This is a genomic window from Pseudoclavibacter endophyticus, assembly GCF_008831085.1.
Lineage (GTDB): Bacteria > Actinomycetota > Actinomycetes > Actinomycetales > Microbacteriaceae > Pseudoclavibacter > Pseudoclavibacter endophyticus.
In genome coordinates, this window is record NZ_WBJY01000001.1 from 2,012,714 (window position 1) to 2,037,665 (window position 24,952).

Annotated in this window: 24 protein-coding genes and 1 riboswitch; of the genes, 6 read left to right on the forward strand and 18 right to left on the reverse strand. The window is 71.7% G+C overall.

Translation table 11 applies throughout. From position 1 onward, the window contains the following. Positions 1–7: 7 nt before the first annotated feature. Genes F8O04_RS09000 through F8O04_RS09020 form a run of 5 tightly spaced genes read right to left on the reverse strand, consistent with a single transcriptional unit; the run spans position 8 to position 6,206 of the window. Complete coding sequence (locus F8O04_RS09000) at positions 8–967, reverse strand: glycosyltransferase (RefSeq protein ID WP_158028891.1); 960 nt, start codon at positions 965–967, stop codon at positions 8–10. Beyond that, complete coding sequence (locus F8O04_RS09005; RefSeq protein ID WP_158028892.1) at positions 964–2,073, reverse strand: glycosyltransferase family 9 protein; 1,110 nt, start codon at positions 2,071–2,073, stop codon at positions 964–966. Before F8O04_RS09005 ends, F8O04_RS09000 begins: the two co-directional genes overlap by 4 nt. Next, positions 2,070–3,686, reverse strand: a complete 1,617-nt coding sequence (locus F8O04_RS15235; RefSeq protein WP_158028893.1) for an HAD-IIIA family hydrolase — start codon at positions 3,684–3,686, stop codon at positions 2,070–2,072. Before F8O04_RS15235 ends, F8O04_RS09005 begins: the two co-directional genes overlap by 4 nt. Next, a complete protein-coding gene (locus F8O04_RS09015; protein WP_225734933.1) occupies positions 3,683–5,341 on the reverse strand; it encodes a carbamoyltransferase family protein in 1,659 nt (552 codons plus the stop codon). The genes F8O04_RS15235 and F8O04_RS09015 overlap by 4 nt, the downstream gene beginning before the upstream one ends. 37 nt (positions 5,342–5,378) lie before the next feature. Beyond that, positions 5,379–6,206, reverse strand: a complete 828-nt coding sequence (locus F8O04_RS09020) for a polysaccharide pyruvyl transferase family protein (protein WP_225734934.1) — start codon at positions 6,204–6,206, stop codon at positions 5,379–5,381. A 218-nt stretch (positions 6,207–6,424) separates the two neighbouring features. Between F8O04_RS09020 and F8O04_RS09025 the strand changes: the two genes are divergently transcribed. Continuing rightward, on the forward strand, positions 6,425–7,099 hold the full coding sequence (locus F8O04_RS09025; protein WP_158028895.1) for a class I SAM-dependent methyltransferase: 675 nt from the start codon (positions 6,425–6,427) through the stop codon (positions 7,097–7,099). On the opposite strand, the gene F8O04_RS09030 is transcribed toward F8O04_RS09025, so the two are convergent. From F8O04_RS09030 to F8O04_RS09050, 5 genes are all read right to left on the reverse strand, one after another. Further along, entirely contained in the window at positions 7,090–8,289 is a 1,200-nt protein-coding gene (locus tag F8O04_RS09030) for an ABC transporter ATP-binding protein (protein ID WP_158028896.1), read from the reverse strand. The two genes, F8O04_RS09025 and F8O04_RS09030, sit on opposite strands and share 10 nt — an antisense overlap. A gap of 148 nt (positions 8,290–8,437) precedes the next feature. Further along, on the reverse strand, positions 8,438–9,769 hold the full coding sequence (locus F8O04_RS09035) for an extracellular solute-binding protein (RefSeq protein ID WP_158028897.1): 1,332 nt from the start codon (positions 9,767–9,769) through the stop codon (positions 8,438–8,440). 65 nt (positions 9,770–9,834) lie between these two features. After that, positions 9,835–10,821 carry a carbohydrate ABC transporter permease gene (locus tag F8O04_RS09040; RefSeq protein ID WP_158028898.1) on the reverse strand — a complete coding sequence of 329 codons (987 nt, stop codon included), beginning with the start codon at positions 10,819–10,821 and terminating at the stop codon, positions 9,835–9,837. After that, positions 10,818–11,780 (reverse strand): carbohydrate ABC transporter permease, encoded by a 963-nt coding sequence (locus tag F8O04_RS09045; protein ID WP_158028899.1) that lies wholly within the window; start codon positions 11,778–11,780, stop codon positions 10,818–10,820. Before F8O04_RS09045 ends, F8O04_RS09040 begins: the two co-directional genes overlap by 4 nt. 164 nt (positions 11,781–11,944) lie before the next feature. Then, complete coding sequence (locus F8O04_RS09050; protein ID WP_158028900.1) at positions 11,945–13,102, reverse strand: FUSC family protein; 1,158 nt, start codon at positions 13,100–13,102, stop codon at positions 11,945–11,947. A gap of 84 nt (positions 13,103–13,186) precedes the next feature. On the opposite strand from F8O04_RS09050, the gene F8O04_RS09055 reads away from it, so the two are divergent. Next, positions 13,187–13,561, forward strand: coding sequence for a YccF domain-containing protein (locus F8O04_RS09055; RefSeq protein ID WP_158028901.1), 375 nt, complete (start codon positions 13,187–13,189; stop codon positions 13,559–13,561). A gap of 30 nt (positions 13,562–13,591) precedes the next feature. On the opposite strand, the gene F8O04_RS09060 is transcribed toward F8O04_RS09055, so the two are convergent. Beyond that, positions 13,592–14,221: a class I SAM-dependent methyltransferase gene (locus tag F8O04_RS09060; protein WP_158028902.1), complete on the reverse strand. Its 630-nt coding sequence runs from the start codon at positions 14,219–14,221 to the stop codon at positions 13,592–13,594. A gap of 138 nt (positions 14,222–14,359) precedes the next feature. Here F8O04_RS09060 and F8O04_RS09065 point away from each other — a divergent pair, with 138 nt between their 5' ends. From F8O04_RS09065 to F8O04_RS09075, 3 genes are all read left to right on the forward strand, one after another. Next, the gene (locus F8O04_RS09065) at positions 14,360–15,142 is read left to right on the forward strand and encodes an NUDIX hydrolase (RefSeq protein WP_225734935.1); all 783 of its coding nucleotides are present in this window, start codon (positions 14,360–14,362) and stop codon (positions 15,140–15,142) included. 52 nt (positions 15,143–15,194) lie between these two features. Next, positions 15,195–15,869, forward strand: a complete 675-nt coding sequence (locus tag F8O04_RS09070) for a hypothetical protein (RefSeq protein ID WP_158028904.1) — start codon at positions 15,195–15,197, stop codon at positions 15,867–15,869. A 103-nt stretch (positions 15,870–15,972) separates the two neighbouring features. Next, positions 15,973–16,740, forward strand: a complete 768-nt coding sequence (locus tag F8O04_RS09075) for a copper resistance CopC family protein (protein WP_158028905.1) — start codon at positions 15,973–15,975, stop codon at positions 16,738–16,740. A gap of 138 nt (positions 16,741–16,878) precedes the next feature. On the opposite strand, the gene F8O04_RS09080 is transcribed toward F8O04_RS09075, so the two are convergent. Together F8O04_RS09080 and F8O04_RS09085 are read right to left on the reverse strand one after the other, a co-directional pair. Then, entirely contained in the window at positions 16,879–17,676 is a 798-nt protein-coding gene (locus F8O04_RS09080) for a MerR family transcriptional regulator (protein ID WP_158028906.1), read from the reverse strand. Between the two features lie 157 nt (positions 17,677–17,833). Further along, positions 17,834–18,640, reverse strand: a complete 807-nt coding sequence (locus F8O04_RS09085) for a class I SAM-dependent methyltransferase (protein ID WP_158028907.1) — start codon at positions 18,638–18,640, stop codon at positions 17,834–17,836. Positions 18,641–18,868: 228 nt separating this feature from the next. On the opposite strand from F8O04_RS09085, the gene F8O04_RS09090 reads away from it, so the two are divergent. Beyond that, complete coding sequence (locus tag F8O04_RS09090) at positions 18,869–19,171, forward strand: Rho termination factor N-terminal domain-containing protein (RefSeq protein ID WP_158028908.1); 303 nt, start codon at positions 18,869–18,871, stop codon at positions 19,169–19,171. A 10-nt stretch (positions 19,172–19,181) separates the two neighbouring features. Here the strand turns inward: F8O04_RS09090 and F8O04_RS09095 are convergent, their stop codons facing one another. Genes F8O04_RS09095 through F8O04_RS09115 form a run of 5 tightly spaced genes read right to left on the reverse strand, consistent with a single transcriptional unit; the run spans position 19,182 to position 24,746 of the window. After that, positions 19,182–20,555 (reverse strand): NtaA/DmoA family FMN-dependent monooxygenase, encoded by a 1,374-nt coding sequence (locus F8O04_RS09095; protein ID WP_225734936.1) that lies wholly within the window; start codon positions 20,553–20,555, stop codon positions 19,182–19,184. A 28-nt stretch (positions 20,556–20,583) separates the two neighbouring features. Next, positions 20,584–21,492 carry an energy-coupling factor transporter transmembrane component T family protein gene (locus F8O04_RS09100; protein ID WP_158028910.1) on the reverse strand — a complete coding sequence of 303 codons (909 nt, stop codon included), beginning with the start codon at positions 21,490–21,492 and terminating at the stop codon, positions 20,584–20,586. Then, positions 21,489–23,300: an ABC transporter ATP-binding protein gene (locus tag F8O04_RS09105; protein WP_188726192.1), complete on the reverse strand. Its 1,812-nt coding sequence runs from the start codon at positions 23,298–23,300 to the stop codon at positions 21,489–21,491. Before F8O04_RS09105 ends, F8O04_RS09100 begins: the two co-directional genes overlap by 4 nt. Beyond that, a complete protein-coding gene (locus F8O04_RS09110; protein WP_225734937.1) occupies positions 23,290–24,078 on the reverse strand; it encodes an ECF transporter S component in 789 nt (262 codons plus the stop codon). Before F8O04_RS09110 ends, F8O04_RS09105 begins: the two co-directional genes overlap by 11 nt. Then, complete coding sequence (locus tag F8O04_RS09115) at positions 24,075–24,746, reverse strand: YkoF family thiamine/hydroxymethylpyrimidine-binding protein (protein ID WP_158028912.1); 672 nt, start codon at positions 24,744–24,746, stop codon at positions 24,075–24,077. Before F8O04_RS09115 ends, F8O04_RS09110 begins: the two co-directional genes overlap by 4 nt. 65 nt (positions 24,747–24,811) lie before the next feature. Then, positions 24,812–24,920: riboswitch (TPP riboswitch) on the reverse strand. Between the last annotated feature and the right edge of the window lie 32 nt (positions 24,921–24,952).

Below are 24,952 nucleotides of genomic sequence, written 5' to 3' on the forward strand. Positions count from 1 at the left end.
GGTCCCGTCATGCGACCACCCGCTCGGTCAAGGCGTCCCAGTCGGCGAGGAAGCGTTCGAGGCCGTACCGATCAAGGGCGTGGGCGCGCGCGGCCGCGCCGGCGTCGGCGGCCAGGCCCGGGTCGTCGAGCCACTGCCGGCCGCGGTGCTGCAACTCGGCGGGATCGTTGCTGAGCAGCCCGGCCGAGGCGGGCACGGCACGGGGGGCCTCCGTGGTCGACAGTGCGAGCACGGGCATCCCGAGGGTCATCGCCTCAAGCAGCGCCAATCCGAGGCTTGTCCACCGGTACGGGTGGAAGTACGCACGGTGCGCGGCCATCGCCCGGTGCAGCTCGGATTGCCGGAAGTTCTCGTGCAGGCGCCCGTCCAGCCAGGGCGCCGCATCCGCCAGCTGGTCCATGCCCATGCCGTAGACGTCGACGGGTAGTTCGCGGGAGAGCTTCAGCATCACGTCGGTGCCGGCGACGCGGGTGCGGCGCACCGGCTCGTTCACGACGACGGCGAGCGAGGGCCGCTCCCCCGTGTACAGGTGGCCGGGGTCGCAGATGCCGTGCTCGATGACGTCGGTGGGAGCCGTACCGGTGTCCCACATCATCCGGTTGAAGTGCGTGACGTGCACGACCGGAATCGCGGTCTGGTCGGCGTACGGATGGCGGGAGGCGGATGCCGTTCCGGTCGGCGCGTTGTGCTCCAGATACACGGCGGGCACGTCGATGCCGGCCCGCAGCCCGGTCCACGTCTCCAGGAGCTGTGCCTCGTGGGGCCGCTGCAGGATCACCAGGTCGGGGCGTTCTCCGGCCAATTCGCCGGCGGTCAGCTCGCGCGCCGACGCGGGCCAGTCCCACGTCTGGGCCCGGCCGCGGCCGTCGGGTCCTCGCTCGTCGTCCATCGGCAGCAGATACTCGTGCCGACCCTGCACGAAGGCCGTCATCCAGGACCCGTGGACATGCCACATCAGGATTCTCATCTGTCCCCTCCGGGTGTGTGCAGGTGTCTGACGACGTCGTCGTCGGTGGATCGGGCGGCGACGGTTCGGCCGGCGAGCTCGGCGACCGCGGCGACCACCGCGGCCCCGCTGATCTCGCTCAGGCACGGATGGCCGGGCACCGGACATTCCCGGGCGCGGCTGTCCCGGCACGGCGCGCCCTGGTCGCCGAGCAGGCGAACCGGGACCCCGTACGGCCGCCAGCGTTCCGCCGGGACCACTGGCGAGAACAACGACACGACGGGCGTTCCGACGGCGGCCGAAAGGTGCGCCGGTCCGGTGTTGCCCACGACCGTGCAGTCCGCGGCCTCCAGTACGGCGGCGAGGCCGGCGAGGTCCGTGCTCCCGGCCAGGTCGAGCACCGTCGCGTCCGGGCATTCACGGCGAGCGCGCTCCACGGTCGCGGCGACCAGCTCGCGTTCGGACGAACCTCCCGTCAGGACGACGGCATGCCCGGCGGCGGCCAGCGCCGAGGCGAGCGAGCCGGCGTGCTCGGCCCGGAGGCCCCGCGCCGGAACTGAGGCGCCGGGGTGCAACACCACGTATCCCCGCGACCGCACCTCGACGGGCACGCGATCAGGCAGGGGCGGCAGTGGGCGCCGCACGTCCAGGCGAGGTCGATCCGGTCGCGGGGCACCCGCAGCGACGGCCGCTTCCAGGGCGGCCTCGACCTCGTGGCCGCCGCCGGGAGGGTCGGATCGCTTCAGCCGTACGTCGAGCAACGATCCGGGGTAGTCGACGCTCGTGCCCACGACGTGCGGGATGCCGGCCATTCTCGCCAGCAGGGCCACCGGCAGCGGGCTCTGGTGGAAGGACGTGAAGATCACGGCCTGGTCGTAGCCCCCATCACGCAGTCGTTCGATCAGCGAATGTACGGCTCGGGTGTCCACCGACGGCGGCCGGAGGCCAGACCAGGGTGCGTCGAACTCGAGGACAGCGTCGACGCCCGGCAGCAGCCGCGCGGCGGCCGCGCCGGAGGGTGAGGCGAGGAGGTCCACGGTGCCGATCCGCGACAGTGCGCGGATGGCGGGGCCGGTCAGCAGAACGTCGCCGTCGGAATCGAGTCGTACCGCCAGGATGCGCGTCATATGGATGACCGATCACCGTCCCGGGGGCGGGACGGTGGCTGGGCGACGCCGCTCGCCCACGAGAGAACGAGCTCCACGGCCGTCGCCAGGTCGGGCGCGGTGACCGGGGCGTCCGCGATCTCTTCCTGGCGGGTCACGGGCGTCGGCACCAGCACCGAGCGGGCGCCGGCCGATTGCGCGGCCTCGACGTCCGCACCGATGTCGCCGATGACCACGCACTCCTCCGGTCGCACGCCCAGGGCGTGGGCGGCGGCGAGCACCATGCCGGGCTGCGGTTTGCGGCAGGCGCAGTGCTCCGCCGGCCCGTGCGGGCAGATCTGCCACGAGTCGAAGGGCCCGAGGAGGTCATCCACCCGTGCGTTCACGGCGTCCACCTGATCGCGCGTGACGATTCCGCGCGCCACTCCGGACTGATTCGTGATGACGGCGGTGCGCAAGCCCGCCGCCCGCACGCGCTGCACCAGCTCGCCCGCGCCGTCGACGGGCCGCACCTGTTGGGGATCGCCGTTGTAGGGGACGTCGTGGACGATCGTGCCGTCTCGGTCGAAGAGCACGGCCCGCGGGCGCACCGGCCACGGGCCGGTCGCCCGGTGCCGAAGCCAACCGCGCAGACGGTGCCACACCGCGACCGGCGGAATGGTCGCGCTGGTCATCGACATGCGGCGCAGTTCCGGGCGGAACTCCGGGTCGCCGGGCTGGGGGCCCGGTGCCATCCGCAGGCGCAGGAACCGTCCGTACAGCCCGGCCCACGCGAGCGCGCCGGCGCCGGCCAGGCGACCGGCACCGCGCCGTCCGGCCAGCCCGCCCAGGGTGCCCGCCACCGCGACGGCGGCGGCCACCGTCGTGGCCACGTGCCATCCGAATGCTCCTCCCGGCGCCCGGGCCAGTTCGCGCCACTGCGGGCCGTGGAGCCGGCGCATCAGTGCGTTGTCGGCGTTGCCGGCCTGAACGCGATGGCTCACCCAGTCGTCCGCCGGGCGAACGGGATGGAGGATGTGCCGGTTGCCGCGTTCGAGCCGGTATCCGGCGCGACGCACGCGGACGGCCAGGTCGGCGTCCTCGCGGTAGGCCCGCGGGAACCGCTCGTCGAATCCCCCGACCCTGTCGAGCGCGGACCTGCGGTAGGCCATGTCTGCCGTGGCCCACTCGGCGTCCTGCAGCGAGGCCGTATTGCGTTCCCAGTCGGTTGGCCGGCGGCCCTCGGGCAGGGGAACCACGATCCGGCCCTGGCTGGCTCCGGCCTCGGGCGGGCACGCCGCCAGATCAGCCGCGAGTTCCCGTGCCCACGTGGCGGGGAGCTCGACGTCGTCGTCGAGGAACGCGATCCACTCCACCGACGGGTCGATGGCGCGCCAGCCGCGGTTCCGGGCGGCGGCCGGCCCGCGACCGTAGCCGCGCACGACGCGCACGGGCGCGCCGCCCACGGCTGGCGTCAACGCGGCGAGTGGCGCTTCGCCCTCCGCGGGCGCACGTCGATCATCCACGATGACGATGTCGACCGGTCCCGGATGCCATTCGTCGGTCGCCAGCGCGGCAATCGTGTCGAGGAGACGGTCCAGTGAGGGCCGGCCGACGGATGGGATGACGATGGCGAACGAGTGTTGCGTCCTCATCGCGCGAAGAATCCCGCCCGGCGGACAAGGTGCGGTCCGAGCACCAGCGCGGCCACGGGTGCCGAGCCGAACAGTTCAAGGGCGTCACGGGGGTCGTCCACCATGGGCCGTCCCGCCGTGTTGAGGCTGGTGTTGACGACCACGGGCACCCCGGTGCGCTCGCCGAACGCCCGGAGCAGGGCCGCGATGCCCGCATTCCCCTCATCGCTGACCGTCTGAATCCGGGCAGAGCCGTCCACGTGCGTGACGGCGGGAATGCGCTCCCGCCACTCCGGGAGCACCTCGTGCGTGAAGAGCATGTAGGGGCTCGGGATTGGGCCTCCGCGGAAGATCTCCGCGGCGCGCTCCTCGAGCACCATGGGGGCCACGGGTCGGAACTGCTCCCGGCCCTTGACGTCATTCAGCCGCTCGAGGTTCTCGGCGAGCATTGGATTCGCGATCAGGGAGCGGTGGCCGAGGGCCCGGGGGCCGAACTCGCTGCGGCCGTCGAACCAGGCGACGACGCCGTTCTCTTCGAGGACCTCGGCGACCTCGCTGGCGAGCGCCTCCCGGGATCCGGGCGTCGTGAAGGGAACTTGCGCCGTGGTGAGCCACCTGGCCAGCTCGTCGTCGGTCCAGCTGCGCCCGAGGGCCGCCGTCGGCTCAGGATCGGCGAGATCGCCGTCCCGTTGAGCGAGGGTCAGGGCGGCGCCCAATGCGGTCCCGGAGTCTCCTGACGCGGGCTGCACCCAGACGTCGTCGAAGCCGGCCTCGCGCCAGATGCGGGAATTGGCGACGCAGTTCAGTGCCGTCCCGCCGGCCATCGTGAGGACGCGCTGGCCGGTCTGCTCGCGCAGCCACCGGGCGAGCTCAACCAGGGTCTCTTCGACGACGCACTGGACGGAGGCGGCGAGGTCGGCGTGGGCACCGCCCCAGGTCCCGTCGTCGATGCGCCGGGGGGCGAACCGCTCCCACTCGGGCGCACGTGCCGTGAAGCCGCCGTCTCCGGTGGCGTGCACGAACTGGCGCAGCTCGTCCACGAAACGGGGGGTGCCGTAGGAGGCCAGGGCCATGACCTTGAACTCGTCTGACGAGCGGAGGAAGCCGAGGTGGTCGGTGAGCGACTCGTAGACGAGTCCGAGGGAATCCGGAAGCTCCTGGCGCGCGAGGATGGTCAATTCCCCGTCCACGTACTGGCCGGCAAGGTGCGAGTGCCGCTCACCGCGCCCATCGGAGACGAGAACCGCGCCGGTGCGGTACGGGCCGGCCAGACCGGCCGAGGCGGCGTGCGCGACGTGGTGCTCGACGTAGGACACCTTCGACGGGTCCAGACCGGGAAGTGCCTCGGCGATGAAGCCGGGGGCGCGACGGACGTAATCCAGCCGGATGTGGTCGTACGGGTCATCGGGGATCTCCGCCGCGATCGCCGGGTCGAAGGAATACCCGACCCCGTCGAGCTCATCGGGGCTCACGCCGGCTTCGGCCAATGCCCAGCGCATGGACTGCTCCGGCAGCTCCCACGCCGAGAAGGGCACTGGCCGCTTCCCGTGCTTGCGTCGCGAGAACCGCTCCTCCTCGGAGGCGGCCACGACCTTGCCGTCGAGCACTACGACCGCGGCGGGGTCATGGAACGTTGCATTGATACCCAAGTAGCGCACCGGGTCAGTCTTACACACGGTGGTCTCGACGAATCCGAGGGTGCGACACGACGTGTCAGCGCGCCACCAGACAGTCGAGCAGCTCCTCCAAGGCGCCCTGGACCAGCGCACCCGGGTCCAGTTGTGACGACGCACGGCTCGCCGCAGCTCGCCCATCCGCGAGGCACCACTCGAAGTGCGCGTGCAGGCTCGCCTCGCTGACGGCATCGGCCGCCAGCACGGCGGGCCAGCCCAGGGCCCGCGCCTGCGCGGTCACCTTCCCTCCGCCGTCCACGGGATCGAGCGCGAGGGCCGGCACGCCGGATCTCAGGGCGAGGACCAGGCCGTGCATGCGCATGGTGACCACCGCGTCGAGTCGACGGATGACCGACTGCAGCTGTTCCGGCGTCGCGGGCAGGCGCCAGTCTCGCGGGTCGAGCCGGGTGTCCAGATCCAGGCGGGCGGCGTCGAACCCGGTCAGCCAGTGCCGGACGGTGTCGATCAGCGCATCGTGCCGCCGACGGGGCCCGTACTCCTGTTGGCCGGCGGTCAGGAAGACCCCGATCACGGGAGGGAGATCGTCGGCCGATGCAAGGGGTGCGACAGCGGCCAAATCGGGGCGGGGCTCGGAGTGCGGGTGGTCTCGGGCGATGACCCGGTGGAACCCCGCCACCACCGGGTCGGCCGGGTTGATGACGCTCACGCCGATGGCGATCCTGGTGCAGTGCGCGAAGCGGGCGTGCAGCTCGGCGATGGCGGTTCCAGTGGCCGGTCCGCAGGTGAAGACCATATGCGTGTACGCCTGGGCATCGATGTCGTCAAGGGTCAGTCCCCCTGGCGGGCGCATGACCGGGCTCCAGGCGGTTTCGTACCGGATGCCGGCATCCGTGAGGGCGGCGCCCACGGTGCGCATAGCCAGCACGTCCCCGGCCGTGGCCTCCCCGTGTAGAACGGACGGCCACCCGAGCAGGAGTACTCGGCGGCCGCTCACGGGCGAACGCCGGAAACGGGAGTGGACAGGGCTGCGCCAACGTCGATTCGCACGCCCCCAACGTAGCGATGGAACGGGGGCGGCGAGACCACACGGAAGTCTGTGGCGCCGGTCGGCGTTAGGCTCCCGGCGTGAGCACGCATGCCGTCGGAGCCGCCTACGATGCCCGTGCCGACGACTACGTCGAGTTGCTCGGCGATGTCGCCCTGCTCTCGCCCCTCGATCGTGCCACCATCGCGGAATGGGGCGGCGGGATCCCCGGGGCCGTGCTCGACGCGGGGTGCGGTCCAGGGCACTGGGCCGACGAGCTCAGCAGGACGCGCCCTCCGGGTGTGCGCGCCACCTTCCCGCAGCCGGCACGCGCGGTCGTCTGCGTCGACGCCTCGCGGCGCTTCGTCGACGCCGCGCGCGAGCGATTCCCGCACCTGGACGTCCGCGTCGGCGACCTGGCCGCGCTCCCCGTCGGCGACGCCTCGGTCGCCGGCGTTCTCGCGTGGTACTCGGTCATCCACACAGTCCCCGACGAGCTCGGGGCCGTCTTCGCCGAGTTCGCTCGCGTGCTCGCGCCGGGCGGCTCGGTCCTGCTTGGCTTCGTCGACGGCGAGCCCGCTGCGCCGTTCGACCACGCCGTCGCCGCGGCGTGGTCGTGGCGTGCCGAGTCGCTCGCCGAGCGACTCGCGCCCCACGGGCTCGAGGTCACGCGGTCGTCGACACGCCACGACCCCGGCGCGCGCCCGCACGGCGAGCTCGTCGCGGTCCGGCCACCGCTTCGATCCCGCGCGCAGCCCTCGCGAGATCAGGGCTGACCGGCGCCCACGGCGTCCGCCGGCGCCGGCACGACCGCCAGCCCCGTCGCGGCATCGAAGAAGCGAACGGACGACGGATCGGCCGTCACGACGATTCGGTCGCCGACAACGACCGGCGACCCCTTGTCGAATCGCACGATCATGGTCGTGCTGGTCGTCGGTGTCACCGTCTCTCCCCCGTCATCAGTAGCGTCGGCGCCGTCGTCGAGCACCTCGGCCGCCGACCCGTCGGCGGGGATCGTCGTCACGAGCGTCGCGTGCACGTACGAGTCCGCCCCGAGGTCTTCGATGGCCGCGACCTCGAGCGCGATGCCCGGAGCATCCGCGCCGCCCGGTGCGACGCGCAGGTCTTCCGGCCGGATGCCGACGATGAGCTCGGCGTCATCCGCGACGCCGCGTGGGCGCGGGAGCCGAAGCCCGTCCACGACGACGGTGCCCGGGTCTTCGACCGTGGCCGCGAGCAGGTTCATCATCGGCGATCCGATGAAGCCCGCGACGAACAGCGTGCGCGGATTGTCGTACAGCTCGCGCGGCGTGCCGATCTGCTCGATCCTGCCGCCGTTCATGACGACGACGCGGTCACCCATCGTCATGGCCTCGGTCTGGTCGTGCGTCACGTACACGGTCGTGACGCCGAGGCGCCGCTGCAGCGCCGAGATCTGGGCCCGCGTCTGCACCCGCAGCTTGGCGTCGAGGTTGGAGAGCGGCTCGTCCATGAGGAATACCTCTGGCTGACGCACGATCGCCCGCCCCATGGCGACGCGCTGCCGCTGACCCCCCGACAGTTCACGCGGTTTGCGATCGAGGTACTGATCCATGTCCAGCATGCGCGCGGCCTCGAGCACGCGCGCCGCCCGTTCCGCCTTCGGAACGCGCAGGTTCTTCAGGGCGAACGACATGTTGTCCGAGACGGTCATATGGGGGTAGAGGCCGTAGTTCTGAAACACCATCGCGACATCGCGTCCCCGACCGGGCACGGCTGTGACGTCGCGGTCGCCGAAGAGGATCTGACCGCTGTCGGGCAATTCGAGGCCCGCCAGCATCCGGAGCGTCGTCGACTTGCCGCAGCCGGAGGGCCCAACGAGGACGAGGAACTCGCCGTCGCGGATTTCGAGGTCGAGTCCCTCGACCGCCGGCCGCTCGGCCTTCTCGTAGGTCAACGTGACGTCGCGAAGGGTGATGCCTACCACGATTGCGGTACTCCTCGGGGGGTCTGGGACGAAATCGGAATCGCCGGATGCGCCTGGGGCGGTAATCCCGGTGCCGCTGGCTTCAGGGTCGGTGCGACGCGGGCCCCGCCCTCCGCGCCTGTTCGGGCGCGGAGGGCGGGGGGTCGCGCTAGCCCTCGAGCTCTGGCGCGACGTCGGTCTCGTAGACGCCCTCGAACTCTTCGCGCAGCGACGTGAGCGTTGTCTGCACGTCGTCGCTCCCGGTGAGGAGCTGCTGGAGCGTCTGCGCGAGGCGCAGGTCGCCGCCCGGGAGGAACGCGCGGGCGAAGTCCTGGCTGCGCGTGGCCTCGAGCTGCTGCACGGCGACCTCGAAGGCCGGCGTCTCGGCGTAAACGTCGCTCATGTCGGCGTCGGTGCGAACGGGGAGGTAGCCGGTGCCTGCCGAGTAGGTGGCCGTGTTCTCGGCGTTCGTGACGAAGTCGACGAACATGGCCGCGGCGACCTGCTTCTCGGGCGACGACGCCGAAGCGACGGCGAGCCCCGCGCCGCCGGTCGGGACGATGCCGGTGTCGGCCTCCGGGCCGCCGGGGAGGAAGCCGACGCCGACCTCGAAGTCGGCGTTCTCAAGGATGGTCGTGAGCGATCCGGTCGACGCGATCACCTGCGACGTGGCGCCCGATGCGAAGGCCGTTCCCGGGTCGCCCGAGGCGACCTGCGCCCAGCCGTCGGTGACCGCGGACTGCGCGAACGTGAGCGCGTTCACCGTGCCCTCGCCGTCGAGTGGCGAGAAGTCCCACTCGTCGCTCCACGCGCCGCCATAGCCCCACACGAGGTTCGCCATGGTCCAGGCCGGATACTCCGACTCCTCGGGGAAGACGAAGCCCGTGTCGGCGGCGCCGGCGGCGACGAGCGCCTCGCTGTTGGCCTTCACGTCGTCCCACGTCGCGGGGCCGGCGACCTCGAGGCCTGCCGCCTCGTACTGGTCTTTGTTGTAATAGAAGATCGGCGTCGAGCGCGCGTAGGGAGCGGCGTAGTGGCTGCCCTCGTAGAGGTAGTCGTTGAAGAGCGTCTCCTGGTACGTGGCCGAGTCGGCGCCGGCCTGCTCGAACAGCGGGTCGATCGGTGCCAGCGAGCCGTTGAGGTAGGCGGGGAACCACGTCGCGTCGGACACCACGACGACGTCGCCGACATCGCCGGAGGTCTGTCCGTTCTGGAAGCGCTGCGCCACCTCCTCGTAGTTCGAGCCGGCGGTCACGTGCTCGACCTCAATGCCAGTTTCTTCCGTGAAGGACTCGATGAGCGAGGCCTCGATGTCCATGGAGCCGCCGGGGTGGTTGGTCCAGAACGTGATCGAGTCGGCCGGCTCGACGCCCGAGAGGTCGGCGGTGTCGGCCGCGGCGTCGTCACCGCCGACGGCGGGGCCGCAGGCGGTCAGGGCGAGCGCGGCGGCGGCCGCGAGCGACACGCCCCCGAGGGCTCGGCGGGAGTTGGAACGGAACATGTGCGTCCTTTCGGTGGAGCGGGTCGGGTCGACGGAGCTTCGGTGATGAGAGGTTGCGGCGACGGCTACTTCACGGCGCCCTGCGTCAGGCCCGCGACGATGTAGCGCTGCAGGGCGGCGAAGATGACGAGCACGGGCACGATGACGAGCACGGCACCCGCCATAAGCACGCCGTAGGTCCCGGTCGCGCCCTCGATCGAGCGCAGGAGGTTGAGCCCGACGGGGAGGGTCATCACGTTGGGGTCGTCGGTGATGAGCATGGGCCACAGGAAGTCGTTCCACTCGCCGACGATCGTCACGAGCGCGACCGTCGCGATCGTCGGGGCCGAGACCGGCACGACGATCCGCCACAGCCGCTTCCAGTGGCCGGCCCCGTCGAGCTCGGCCGCTTCGATGAGCTCCCTCGGCAGGGTCTTGAACTGCTGCCGCAGGAGGAACGTGCCGAACGCGGTGCCGAGGCCGGGCAGGATGATGCCCCACAGGGTGTTGAGCCCGCCGAGGCCCGCGATCGTCAGGTAGTTCGGCAGCATCGAGACCTCCGGCGGCACCATGAGGGCGACGAGGATGCCCAGGAAGATGACGTTCTTGAACGGCACGTTGATGAACACGAGGGCGTACGCGGTCGTGATGGCGAGGAACACCTTGACGGCGGCCCCCACCGACGTCGTGATGACGCTGTTCATCAGCACCCGTCCGAGCGGCACCCGGTCGGCGACGTACTCGTAATTGCCGACGGTCGGGTTCTGCGGCCAGAACGTGGGCGCCAGCGTGATGATCTCGGGGTTCGGCTTGAACGACGAGATGACCATCCACAGCAGCGGCAGGACGATGATGAGCAGCGCGAGCAGGATGGGGAGGTAGCCGGCGACGATCGTCGCGGTGAGGTTGCGCGGGGCGAAGGCCTCTGCCCAGTCGCTCCGCCCGCGCGACCGGGCACGGGGCTTCGGCGACGCGACCGGCGTGTCCTCCGGGGTGTCGTGCTGCGTCCCGCGATCGGTGTCGTGCTGGGTTCCTTGCACAGGATCGTGCTCGCTCGTCCGGACGTGGCTCATGCGTAGTGCACCTTCCGCTCGACGAAGCGCATCTGCACCGACGTGATGACGAGCATGGTGAGGAACAGCACGACCGAGATGGCGGCGGAGTAGCCGGCGCGCTGGTAGGCGCCGAACGACTGCAGCCACACCTCGAAGATGATCATGTTGGTGCCGTTGCCCGTCGGCGTCATGATGCGCAGCAGGTCGAAGGCCTGCATGGAACTCAGGATGGTCGTGACGGTCAAGAAGAAGACGGTGGGGCTGAGCAGCGGCAGGGTGACGCGGAAGAACCGCGTGAGCGGCTTCGCGCGGTCGAGCTCTGCGGCCTCCATGAGGTCGTTCGGAATCGACTGCAGCCCCGCGAGGAACACGACGGCGCAATAGCCGAGGTTCTTCCAGACATAGACGACGATGACCATCACGAGGGCCAGGTCCGGGTCGATGAACCACTGCGGCGATGCCTCGCCGAAGAAGCGGAACACGTGGCTCAGCAGGCCGAGGTTGGGGTCGAAGATGAACAGCCACACGAGCCCGACACCGACGCCGGAGAGAACATACGGCGCGAAGATCGCGGTGCGCGCGATCGTGCGCCCCGGCAGGCGTCGGTTGAGCACCAGTGCGACGAGCAGGCCGATGACCATCGAGCCCACGACCGTCGCGAGCGTGAACGTGATCGTGATCCGCCACACCTCCAGACCGCCTGGTGACGTGAAGAACCGCACGTAGTTGTCGAGGCCCGCGAACGTGGCGTTCGAGGAGCCGAGACGCCAGTTCAGGGTCGAGTAGTAGACGTTCGAGATGAGCGGCCAGTAGGTGAAGGCGAGGATCAGCAGGATGTTCGGGCCGGTGAACAGCACGAACAGCGACCAGTTCCTCGCCCGCGCGGAACGCCGGGCCCGCCTGACATCGGCGTTCGGCGCGGCTTCGGCCGATCGGCGCCGCCCGCGCAGTGCTGAGCCACCGGCCTCGTTCGGCATGTCGCTCCCGTTCCCTGCTGACGTGCCCCTCCGTAGTGCGGCGGGCGAACGTCGTGACCGTAGGGCGCCCAAGTGACGCGCCTCACCGCACCAGGTGTCGCGAGGGTGAACACGTGCGCGATCGGGCAGGTACCCCGGCGCGACGGGATGCGGTGGCGTCCGCCTCACTCGAGGTCTTCGTCGCGGTCGCGGCGTCGGCGACGGCTTCGGCGAAGGCGACCGAGCAACCCGAGGCCGCCGCCCCCGTCCACGCGGTCGACCGTTGTGATGTGGGCGGTCTCCGGCGGCGGCAACTCGCTCACGAGCTCGAGCCGGATGCGCCGCAGATCTTCGAGCAGCGAGCCGATGAGCACCCAGTGGCCCGACTCGGGCGTTTCGACGCGCAGGGGCTTCGTGAGCGCCGGGATGGCAGAGGTGATGGGCTCGGGCTCGACGTTGGCCAGGTGCACTGCGAGGCGGACGTCGTGCGCGGCGCGCCGCAACTGCTCGGCGATGTCGGCGACCGCGGGCTCGTCGACCAACGAGTCGTCGTACCGGTCGATGAAGGCGCGCGTCATGCCGGTGACCTGCGTGACGATGGGCGTCAGCCGGGCCTCGAGCAGCTGCTGCATGCCGAGCAGCTCGTCTCGGTGCCGCGAGCGGCGTGGGTTGAGCGTCAACGACTCGAGGCCGTCGGCGATGGCGCTCTCGGCCGCGTCGCGCATCGGCCGCAGCAGCCGCGCCTCGATCATGAGCTGCTCCAGCTGCGCCCTCGAGCGCGGCGACTCGAGCGCGTCGGCGAGCCGCACGAGCGACGCCGCGAGCTCGCCACCGAGCAGCGCGAGCTTGCCGCGGGCCGGCTCAAGGTGCACGGGCGGCACGATGAGCGCGTTCACGACGATGCCGAGCACGGCCCCGATGAGTGTCTCGATGATTCGGTAGAGCGAGTAGTTCGGATCGTCCGAACTCAGGGCGAGCACGAGCATCGCACTGATGGCGACCTGATTCGAGGTACCGGCTGTGATCTTGAGCAACCAGCCGACGGCGAGGGCGATCGCGACGGCGACGAGCACGACCCACGACGCGGCGCCGATGACGATCGTGACGAGTGACGCGACGGCGACGCCGATGACGACGCCGATCGAACGCTCGACGCCCTTCGACAGCGACTGGTTGACGCTCGGCTGCACCACGAGGAGGGCCGCGATCGCCGCGAAGATCGGAAGCGGAACCTGCAGCACGAGCGACGCGACGAGCCACGACAGCCCGATGGCGACCGCCGACTTGCCGACCTGCAGCAGCGGCGCTCGTCTCGATGCCCTGAATGCCGCAACGAATCGCACGAGCCCAGGGTAGGCCGTGGCGCGGAGCGCGCCGCCGCGAACGTCGCCGGGGCGATTGTCGACGGCGGCTGCCATCATGGTCGCGTGAAGACGCTGCTGAACATCATCTGGGTCGTGCTGTCGGGGTTCTGGCTGTTCCTCGGCTACATGTTCGCGGCGCTCATCATGTTCGTGCTCATCGTCACGATTCCCTGGGGCATCGCCGCCGCCCGCATCGGGCTGTACTCGCTGTGGCCCTTCGGCCGTGACGTCGTCGAGCGGCCGACGTCCGGACTCGGGGCCACCCTCGGCAACATCGTCTGGGTCGTTCTCGCCGGCTGGTGGCTCGCCATCGAGCACATCGTCAGCGGTCTCGCCCTGTGCGTCACGATCATCGGCATCCCCTTCGGCATCGCCAACTTCAAGATGGTGCCGGTCGCCCTGCTGCCGCTCGGCAAGCGGATCGTCGACAAGCCGTAGGGTCCTGCTGCCGCGCCCGGAGGCGGCGCGTCACACGGCCTCGTCGCCCGGCGTCGCGGAAATGAGCACCGCGACGAGAAAGTCGTCAGCGGGCGGATGCAGCTGCCACGTCGAGTAGCGCTGCTCGAGGCGAAGCCCCGCTCGGTCGGCATCCGCACCGAACGCCGCGACGTCGTAGCCGCGGCCGGCGCCGAATCCGACGACGAGCCGGCCGGCCGGGGCGAGATGCTGGCGCAGCCGCTGCAGCGCGGGCAGCCGCTCGGACTCCGCGAGGAAGGTCATGACGTTGCCTGCCGACACGATCAGATCGAACCGGCGCCGCTCGCCGGCCCCGTCCGCGAGGTCGAGCGCCGCGAGGTCGCCGACGATCCACTCGACGCTCGGGTAGTCCTCGCGGGCGACCGAGACAAGGTGTGCGTCCAGGTCGACGCCGACGACCTCGTGCCCGCGCTCGGCGAGCCAGCCGCCGATTCGGCCGGTGCCGCACCCCGCGTCGAGGATGCTGCTGCCGCGATCGGCCATCGCGTCGATCAGCCGGGCCTCGCCATGGATGTCGCGGCCTTGCGCGACGAGGCTGCGCCAGCGCCGCGCGTAGTTCTCGGCGTGGTCGGGGTCGTTGCGGACGGCGGCGAGCCACACGTTCTCCTGTGGAGCGGTCATTTCGCCAGTGTGCCTCACCGGGGCCTCGCAGCGCACCGTTGGCGAGCGTCGGCCGGGCCGTCGATGGGCACGGTGACGTCAGTCGGCAACCGGTCCCTCGGCACGAACCGCGCCCCCTCCCCCGGTACGCTCGCGGGCGTGACCGAGCACCAGCATCCACAACCGCAGACGGAGGGGGCGAGGCGGCAATTGGCCGCGGCTACCGCCGCCCTCGATTGGCGCGGCCGGCTGCCGGAGCTCCCCGACGTCGAGGCCGCCCGCGAGGCCGCCGTGCTCATGCTGTTCGGCGTGCTCGACCGCGTACCCGCCATGACGCCCGACGCGGCCGTGGCCCGCGACCTCGACGTCCTGCTGCAGCGACGGGCACCGACGCTCGCCTCGCATCCGGGGGAGATCTCGTTTCCGGGCGGCCGGCGGGAGCCCACTGACGCGAATGCCGCCGCCACCGCACTGCGCGAGGCCGAAGAGGAGACCGGGCTCGACCCGACGAGCGTGGAGGTGCTCGCGACGCTCCCGGATGCACCGCTGCTCGCGAGCAATCACCGCGTCACGCCCGTGCTCGGTTGGTGGACGGCTCCGACACGCGTCGCCGCCGTCGACCACGCCGAAACGGTCGAAGTGCTGCGCGTGCCCGTCGCACAACTGCTCAACCCCGGGGCTCGCTTCACGACGGTCGTACGCTTCGGAACCCGCGCCTTCAGGGGCCCTGCCTTCGACATCGACGGCCTGGTCGTGTGGGGGTTCACCGCGATGCTGCTCGACCGGCTCTTCGACGCCGCCGGATGGACCGTGCCGTGGGACACGGCGGACGAGCGCGAGGTCGTGCGTCGCGGCAGCTCGCCCGTGGACCCGCCACCGCCCCGCCCGGCGAACCGCGGGGAGCATTCCGAGAACGGCCATGGCGTCGGCCCGGAGGCGTGACGGCTTATCCTGTACCCGTTGCCGGCGAGGCAAACGGACCAGGGAGGCGCGCGTGGACGCAGGCGGTGGACGCCGGGCGCAACGGGCCGCCGCACCCGCATCTCACGCCCTCGAGCCGCTCGCAAGCGGCGATCGCACGGCGAAAGCGGCCCTCACGGCCGTCGTCGCGACCGCCGGAACGCTCGTTGCACACGTCGCCGGCGGTGCCGCCGCGCCCGGTCTTATCGTCGTCGCAGCGGCCGTCGCGCTCGCCGTTCTCGTCGCGTTGCCCCTCAGCGGCCGCGCCGTCTCGCCGCTCCGCCTGACGGGCGTGGTCATCGCGAGCCAGGCCCTCTTTCACCTGTTCTTCCTCCTCGCCGAGCCGACCGGGGCCGCGCTGGTCCTCGTACCCGCACCCGGCCACGAGGGTCACGCGGTCGTCGCCCTCGCCGGCGAGATCTCGCATGGTCTCCACGTGACCCCGCCGATGGTCGCGGCGCACGCGATCGCCGGCGCGCTCACGCTCCTCGCGCTGCACTGCGGCGAGCGCATCGTGGAGCGCCTCGCCGAGGCCGCGCGGAGCGCCTGGCGCGGTCTCCGCGTGCTCGTCGGCATCGTCGGCGACCTCCCAACCCCGGCGCCCGCGACGCGGATCGCGCACGCGTGGGCGTCGCCCGCGAAACCCGACGAACTGCTGCGCGCCTGGCCGGGAACCAGGCGCGGGCCGCCGCTGCCCGCCGTGGCCTGACCGGCCACCCAGCTGCATCGCACAACCCGGCCCGCAGAGCGGTCCGCCCCTTTTCCGCGGCACCACCAGCCGCGACCATGCACGTCAGCAGAAAGGCGCATCCATGCGCATCATCACAGCACCAACCGCCGGCGCGAGCGCGACCGCGCGATCGATCCACGTGGCAGCAGCCCCCTCGTCGCGGCTCGCACGCCTGGCGATCACCCTCGCGGCCGCACTCCTGGCCGCGGTGATCGCCGCATTTACCACCCTCGGCGCCTCGCCCGCGAGCGCGCACTCGCAGCTCGTGTCATCGAGCCCCGCGAGCGACGACTCCCTCGACACGCCGCCGTCCGAGGTTTCGCTCACCTTCAACGAAGACCTCATCGACTACGGCGGCGCGATCGAGGTCGTCGACGCCGACGAGACCGACTGGAGCGACGGCGAGCTCACGTTCACGGGCCCGACCGTCACTGTCGGGCTTTCGGCGGACATGCCCGCCGGCAGCTACGAGGTGCACTGGCAGGTCGTGTCGGCCGACGGCCACCCGGTCAGCGGCGTCATCCCCTTTACCGTCGACGACGCCTCGGCCGAGACGCCGGGCGCGACGAACGGCGACGCCGAGCCCGACACGGCCGGCGCGGACGGCCTCGCCGGCGCGACGGCGACGCCCGCAGCGACCGCCGGTCTCAGCGGTGACGATGTCTCGACCGATGACGCGGCGAGCGATGCCGGAGCCGGCCTCAGCCCGTGGATCATCGTGCTGATCGTCGTCGCCGTGATCGTCGTGGCAGCGGCGATCGTGTTCGCGGTGCGGCGCCGCCCACACACCGGCAACGCCGACGCGACGACCGGGGCGTCCCCCGACGCCGAGCGGGGCACCGCGGAGTAACGGCGACCTCGATCGCCGCCTTGTGAGGGGGAGGGCCCACCGTGACCCGCGAGCAGCGTGGTCGGTAGCCCACCCCCTCCATCGGCACCCTGCTCGGCACCACTCAGGCCCGCGTCGGACTTCCATCGACTCCGCGGGCTATGAGGCGGCGGTGCCGCCCGCACCGAGGTGCACCCTGAGGGCCTCGCGGACGAAGGCTGCTCCCTCGGTCCCGCCGTAGTTGGCGGCGAAGCGCTCATCGGCGACGTACATGTCGGCAAGGCCGAGCACGTACTCGTGCGAGGCCTCGCCGGAGGCGTGGCCGCGGGGCGTCGCGGGCACGCGGCCAAGCCACGCGACGTGACGCTCCGCCACCGCCCGGGCGTCGAGGCCCGCGGGGTCAGCGCCGGCGGCGTGCAGGTCGCCCCACGCGCGATTCAGCGCCTCGACCTCGCGCGCGAAGGCCGCACGTTCGTCTGGCGACTGGGCCGCCCACCAGTCGGAGCCGCGCTTCGCCGCATCGGCACCCCAGCGCTCGGCGACCTCGTGCTCGTACTGCGAGTGGTCGAATCCATCGAGCATGTCGTTCATGGTGATCTCCTCTTCGCTCTCCAGGGCGGTGAGGGTGGAGCGCACGGCGACGAGCTGCCGGCCGAGCCGATCGCGCTCGGCCTCGAGCCAGCGCACGTGATCGCGCAGGGCACGCTGCTCGTTGGTCTCGCGCTCGAGCACCTCGGCGATCACGCCGAGCCCGAGCCCGAGCTCGCGCAGCAGCAGGATCCGCTGCAGCCGCACGAGTGCGTGGCGGCCGTAGAAGCGGTATCCGTTCGGCCCGATGCGCGACGGCTCGAGCAAGCCGAGCTGGCCGTAGTGGCGCAGCGTGCGGCTCGTCGTTCCGACGGCCTTCGCGACCTGCGTGATCGACCACTCGGAGTCGGACCGATCGGCGTGCTCCACGATTCCTCCCTCACCTGACGACCGGCCCCGCGGTTCGGGTGCCGTGCCGCTCGAGAACGACGGTACGAGTTGACGTTACGTCAAGGTCAAGGACGGTTCACGTGCGTCGCTCGGGGCGACCGTCCGCAACGGTCACCGGGTCCGTGATGGCGATGCCTCAGTCGCGTCGGCGCGCAAGCACGACACCGTCGTCGAGCGGGGCGGGTCCACCGTCGGGGTCGTTCACCTCGCGCTGCCGCAGCTCGCACGCCTCGATGGTCCACTCGCGTTCGTCGAGGGCGAGCTCGGCGAGCTCCTCCTGGGGAGTGAGAAATCGGTACCCCTCTGGAACTCCGTCCGCCCACGGCGCCGGCGCGGCGTGGCTCGTGATGAGCAGCAGGCCGCCCGGGGTCACGAGTTCGGCCGCCCGCCGCAGGAGCAGCGTTCGTGGCAGTTCCACGGTCGGTGGCGCATGAAAGAAGGAAGCGGACACGAGGTCGAAGGCGACGTCGGAATCGGCGACGGCCGCGTCGGTGCCGGTGCCGGTGCCGGTGCCGGCAGCGTCGGCGTGGCGGCCCACCGCGAGCGCGCCAACACGGGCTGAGCTGATTGCCTCGGCGATGTCACCCGCGATGAACCGCGCGGTCGCCGCGCCGGCCGACGCAGCGGCGCGCTGCGCCCGTGCTACCGCGGTCGGCGAGATGTCGACGCCGCTCGCCCGCCAACCTCGCAGCGCGAGCCAGATGACATCGGCGCCCTCACCGCAGCCCAGGTCGAGCGCCGTGCCGGGCGCGAGTCCGGCCGCGACCTGCGTGAGGACGAGGTTGGCGCGCCCCGACCATTGCCGGCCGTTGTCCGCGTTCACGTAGGCGTGCTCCCAGAACTCGCGGGGTTCCGTCGGCCACCCTTCCCCGAATGGTCGGGGGCCGGCGGTGCCGTGCCGGAGGGCATGGTTCGAGTGCGAAACGGCTGCGTCGTTGGTCATGCCGTCATGCTTCAGCCGACTCGCGCGCTCGCGCAACTCGTGTTGCAGTTTGGCAATTCCCATCCTAGGCGCGGCCGAAACGAACCCGACGATATCGTGCGAATGCTCGCGGGCCCGTCGGGGTCTGCGAGAGGGTTGGCGGGCGGATGCAGCCAGCGCGCATCCGCCCACGTGCCGGCTCGCAGGCATCGGCACGCCACGAACCAGCAAGCAGTGGAGGAAACGACGATGGCAACGTCGAAATCGAAGTCGTCTTCGAAGCGCTCGAAGGGCGACCCCGGCCCCAGCGTCAAGGACGACGAACTCTACGAGGAGCTTCGCGAGGACGGCGCGTCGAAGGAGAAGGCCGCGCGTATCGCGAACGCCTCGGCCGCCCGTGGCCGCACGAACGTTGGGCGCAAAGGCGGCGAGGCGGAGAGCTACGACGACCGCACCGTCGCCGAGCTGCGTGAGCGGGCGAAGGAGCTCGGCCTGACGGGCTATTCGCGGCTCCGCAAGTCAGAGCTCATCGACAAGCTCCGCAATCACTGAGCCGAAGCGCTCACACGACGCGCGAGATCGCCCCCGGCGTCTCGGAAGGCACCATGCCGAGCCGCTCGCGCAGCGTCTCGCGGTGCGGGTGATCGGGTTCCGGTCTCCTGGCCCCGCGCAGACGACCGCGCCGCCGAAGCTCCGGACCGACGTGCTCAGCGAACGCCAGCAGGCTCGCGTTGTGCACGGCCGCAGTGACGACGAACCCGTCGCACGCGCCCGAGTCAACCCACTCGCAGAGCTCATCGGCGATGCTCGCGCCGGCACCGACGAACTGCGGCGCGAGCTGAGTCATCGACTGCAGTGTGGCGAAGCGACCGACCGTGAGCCGTTCGCGCTCGCAACGGCGGCGCAGCATCCGCTCGAAGCCCTCGGCGCCGGTCGCGCCGCGATGCCGGTCGAGGAACTCCGTCGCCGGTTCCGCCGGATCGATGACCGTCGCATCCGCGTGGAAGATGCGCGCCAGCGCCCGCATCGTCAGCTCGGGATCGAGTCGATCCTCGAGATCGCGGACGAGCATCCGCGCCGCCTCGTCGCTCGCGGCGGCGATGGGCTGGACGCCGACGCAGACGCGTAATCCGTCCGGGTCTCGCCCGATCGCGGCGGCGCGGTGACGCAGGTCGGCGCGGGCCGCGGCGGCGGTCTCGCGATCCTCCGCCCAGATGAAGGCGATCTCGGCCCACCGCGCCGCGAACTCGAGGCCACGATCGGAGGCGCCCGCCTGCATCAGCACCGGATGGTCCTGGCGGCTGCGCGGAACCGTCAACGGGCCCATGGCGCGTCGGTGTCCGCGACCGTCGGTTGTCTCGCCGCCTCGAGCCGCTCGGTGCACGCGGCACGGATCGGCGAACCGGCCCCCATCGGCGTCGAGCAGCAGCGCGCCCGGCTCCCACGAGCGCATGAGCTCCACGACCTCGTCGACCACGCGATCGGCGCGATCGTAGCGCTCCGCCTTCGGCGCGATGCGCTCGCCACCCATGTTGCGGGCCTCGGCGTCGGTCGTCGAGGTCACGATGTTCCAGGCGCAACGCCCACCCGAGAGGTGATCGAGCGTGAGGAGCGAGCGCGCGATCAGATACGGCGGCGCGAAGCTCGTCGACACCGTCGCCCCGAGCCCGATCGTGCTGGTCGCGCCGGCCACGGTCGCGAGGGTGACGACGGGGTCGAGGTACACGGCCCCCTTGCCGCCCGTCTCGAGGGTCGTCTCGAAGCTGCCCTCCCGATCTTCGGGCACCGCGAGCGCGTCCGGCAAGAACATGAGGTCGAAGCCGCCCACCTCGAGGGCGCGCGCCGTGTCGATCCAGTACGTCGCATCGAGCCAGTCGCTTCGCGCCTCCGGGTGCATCCAGCTCGCGGCGTACTGCCCCGTGGGCGGCGTTGCCATGCCGACCAGCGTGACCGATCTTGGTGCGTCACGCACGGCGGCCGCCGTGAATGAAGACGGAGGGCTCGACGAGCGCGGCGATCGTGAGCCATCCGGTCGCGGACGCCACGAGTACCACCGCGAGCGCGGCGACGACGACGACCACGAGCACGATGTCGCGCGCGCCGAGCGGTACCGGTCGCCAGACGGTGCGCGGCCCGTCGCCGAGGCCGCGCGACTCGAGCGCGAGCGCAATGCGCTCAGACGCACGCACCTGAGCGACGAGCAGCGCGAAGGCGGCGCGCGCGGCATCCACGGGCCCGAAGCGGGGCCTGCCGTTTCGGCGCAGCGGAGCGCGAACCGATTGGGCGGCCCTGATCGTGGCCCATCGCTGCGGCATGGCCTCGAGCATCCGGTGCCCCGCGAGCAGGGCGTGCGCGTAGCGCGGGCTCAGGCGGGCGTGCAGCATGAGGCTGACCAGAAGGTCGCGCGGCGGCGTGGTCGCGAGGAACGAGATCGCCAGCACGCCGATGAACATCGCGCGAAGCGCGAGCGCGAGCCCGATGGTGACCCCCTCAACCGTGATGCGCACCGGGAGGTCGGGCCACAGCTCGGTGCCCGGCCTGCTGAGTGCGTTGACCGACACGATGCCGACCGCGAACGCGACGAACGGCAGCTGCCCGACCGCGAGCGTCCGCGGCGAGACGCGGGCGGACGCGAGTGCCGCGACGAGTGCCGCCGCGTAGAGCACGAGCACGGGAACCGGATCGAAGAGCACCATGACCGCGATCGACGCGACGAAGAGCACCGCGAACTTCACGGTCGGGTTGCAGCACGCGAGCCAGGACCCCCGGCTCGGCTCGCGATCCCGCCGTACCGCGCCCGCGGGAAGGGCCGATGCGGGCTCGGCGGCGAGACCGCGCGAACGGACCCGCGTCGCCGCCCGCTCGGCGGTCACGCGGCATCTCCCGCGAGCGCGAGGGCGAGGTCGTCGAGCGCCCTCAGAATCCGGGGTACCCCGTTCGATGCGTCCGGGTCGCGCTCCCCCAGGACCCCGCCGGGCTCCGCGAGCCAGCGAAGCAGCCGCGGCAACCGCAGCCGGGCGCGCTCGAGCAGCCGGTGGTCGCGCACCAGTCGAGCCGGCGTCGTATCGGCGAGCACCCGCCCCTCGCCGAGCACGACGACGCGGTCGGCGTAGGCCGCGACCGCACGCAGATCGTGACTCGAGAAGCACACGCCCCTCCCCTCCTCGGCCGCGGCGACGAGGGCGCGCATCGCCCCGATCTGCGCCCGACGATCGAGCCCGAACGTCGGCTCGTCAGCGAGCAGGAACGCGCGGTCGTGCAGCAGCATCGCGGCGAGGCTCACGCGCCGCTGCTGCCCGCCCGAGAGACGGTGCGGCTGACGGTCGGCGAGGTCATCGAGATCGAATCGGCGCAGCTGCTCGTCGACGCGCGCATCGGTGTGCTGACCGGTCGGCAGGCCGTGGGCGAGCTCGGCGCGCACCGTCGTGGCGGCGAACTGGTGCTCCGGATGCTGGAACACCATTCCGGCCCGGGGTCCAGTGACCGTGCCGGCCGCGGGGCGTTCGAGCCCCGCGAGGCAGGCCAGCAGGCTCGACTTGCCCGTGCCGTTCGCGCCGACGAGCGCGACGACCTCGCCGGTCCGCAGCTCGAGGTCCACGCCCGCCACCACCGTTGCACGTGCCCGGCGCGGGCCACGGGCGACTGACACGGATGCTGCCCGCAGTGCCGCGGTCGGGCGGCGGAACGTGCCACCAGCGGCAACGCCCGCGGCGGCACCGGCGCGAGACGCGCCACCGACGTCCTCGCCCGAATCGCCAGCCGCGGCCTCAGTCGAGGCGAGGGACCTGAGCCGATCGGCGAGCCCCGCCGCATCCGACGCGCCGAGCAGCGCCGGCAGCTCGAGCTCGAGGGGAACCCAGCATCCGTCACGGATGAGCTCGCGGGCCGTCTCGGCCTTCAGCTCGCGAGCCGGCCCGTCGAAGCGCACGCGCCCGTCGCGGCCGATGACGAGCCAGCGATTCGGCAGCGCCTCGATGCCGGCGTCGCCCGCCAGCTCATCGAGGCGATGCTCGACCAGCACACAGCTCGCACCCGTCGTGACGCAGGCCGAATCGATGGCGGCGCGGACCGCATCGATGCCCTCGGCGTCGAGCATCGAGGTGGGTTCGTCGAGGAGCAGCACCTCGGGCGTCGCCGCGACCGCGGCCGCGAGCGCGATGCGTTGGAGCTCGCCCCCCGACAACTCCCCCGTACGACGGCCGGCGAGGTGGCGCGCGCCCGCCATCTCGAGCGCCGCGTCAACGGACGGCCCGATGCTCGCCGGGTCGACCGAGAGGTTCTCGAGTGGGAAGGCGACTTCGTCGTCGACGTCGGGCAGGCAGACGCCCGACTCGGGATCCTGCGCGACGACGCCGAGCACGTCGGCGAGCCCGGCGACCGTCACCGCGCCCACGTCGCGCCCCACGAGGCGAACCGACCCACCCGTCTCCGCCGCGATCGCATGCGGGACGGCGCCGTGGAGCATCCGGAGCAGCGTCGATTTGCCCGATCCCGACGGACCGAGCACAAGCATCCGTTCACCCGGTGCGAGTGAGAACGAAACGGGGCCGACGCCGTCGCCCGACGCAAACTCGGCCCATGCACCGCGGGTGTCGATCGCCGCGACGGGCGGCTCGCGCCCCTCGATTGCCACCGCTTCGCGCTGCGTCGGCGCCGAGACGGGCACCGAGCTATCGCCCATCACGCAGGGTCCGGTCCGCCGCATCGTCCGCGCTCGCGGCGGGGCCCACGGGGCGGGGCGGGGCCGCCGAGTCGCCCGATTCCGCCTCCGCGCCGATCGCGGTCTCGGCCTCAGCGACCTCGGCCGCGGCCTCGGCGCGCCTCGAGCTCGCGCTCGCCTGGCCGCCGCGCCGGGCGGTGGTGCGGGGCGTGTGGCCGGCCCGGCCAATGGCGAACTCGTCGAGCACCCCCGTGCGGGCAAGCGCGTCGACGATGACCTTGGCGAGCAGCCCGCCGAGCACGATGCCCGAAACGATCTGCATGCCGAGGCGCAGCAGCAGGATGTCCTGTCCCCACCAGTCGTAGCGCGCCGCGGAGTACCCGAAGACCAGCAACGCGCCGAGGGCTCCCGAGATCGCGAACAGGAGCCACGAGAAGCGCCGGTACCGTGTGACCGCGAACGGAAGCTCGCTGCCGACGCCCTGCAGGAGAGCGGCGAGCAGGAGGGGAGCGCCGACGGGCGATCCGAGGAAGACCACCTCGATGATCGAGGCGATCACCTCGGCGATGACACCGACGAAAGGGCGGCGAATGATCGCCACGGCGATCGGGGCGACGAGCAACCATCCGCCGAAGACGACGTGCTGGGCGAGGTCGCCGGCCGGCCCCATGGCGACCGCGAGCGCGTTCCACGCCTGCACGAGCGCCCAGTACAGGAAGCCGAAGACGGCGCCGAGCATGACCATGAGCACGATATCGCGCAGCTGCAGGCGGGGCGCGCGTCCCGCGAGGCGGGTCATGCCGACGCCTCCGTGTGGCTCGGGCTGTTGAGCGAGATGGTGGCGTGGCAGGTGACGTGCTGCACCGTGCGACCCACCATCGTCCATCCCGCGAAGATCGTGCCGAGCACGGTGCCCAGGTCGCCTTCGAGACGGGTGACGAAGTGCGCCGAGCCGCGGAACGTGCCGTTGTCGCGCGCGAGCTCGATCGCGGCGGAGATGTCTCGCATGTGGTCCGGCTCGACGCCGTCGGCGACCGGTTGATCGGCGAGTGGGTACAGCGCCCACTCCGCCGCGGCATACCGCCCCGTCTCCCGGGGCGCCGGAGCCTCGACGGACCTGGCTCCGGCCCCGCCCGGCGCCTCGCACACGGCCTCGCCGGGGCAGCCGCGCGAGAGGTGCAGGGCGACCGAGGCGTGATGGCCGGATGCGGCGATGGACTCGGCAAGATCGGTCACGGCGCGCAACAGCCTCGCCTCATCGCCGCCCAGATACGTGCTCACGTCGCCGGTCTCGACGACGAGGCCCTGCGTGTCCAGTGCGCCGAGCGCATCGGTGATGGTCTCGATATACGCGTCGGTCATGACGGCCACGGTGATGCGCGCCCCGACGCCGAATCGCAGCGGGTCGGCCTGAAGCTGCTCCGGCGTCGGATCGGCCGCCGCGGCGGTTGTGGCGGTGTCGGTCATGGTTCCTCCCGTGTGTCGGCGGTGCCGGTGCACCCGCTACACGGAAGGACGCCACGAGGGTCGTGGACGCGCCTGAGCTCGCTTCCTTCGCCGGCATGACCCGGATCAGGTTCAACGGTCGGAGTTCGAGTACTCCCTCTCAGCCCAGCTCACCGGGCTCCCGTGCAGTGCCGGACACGTTAGCACGGGCGCGACGCGGTCACAGG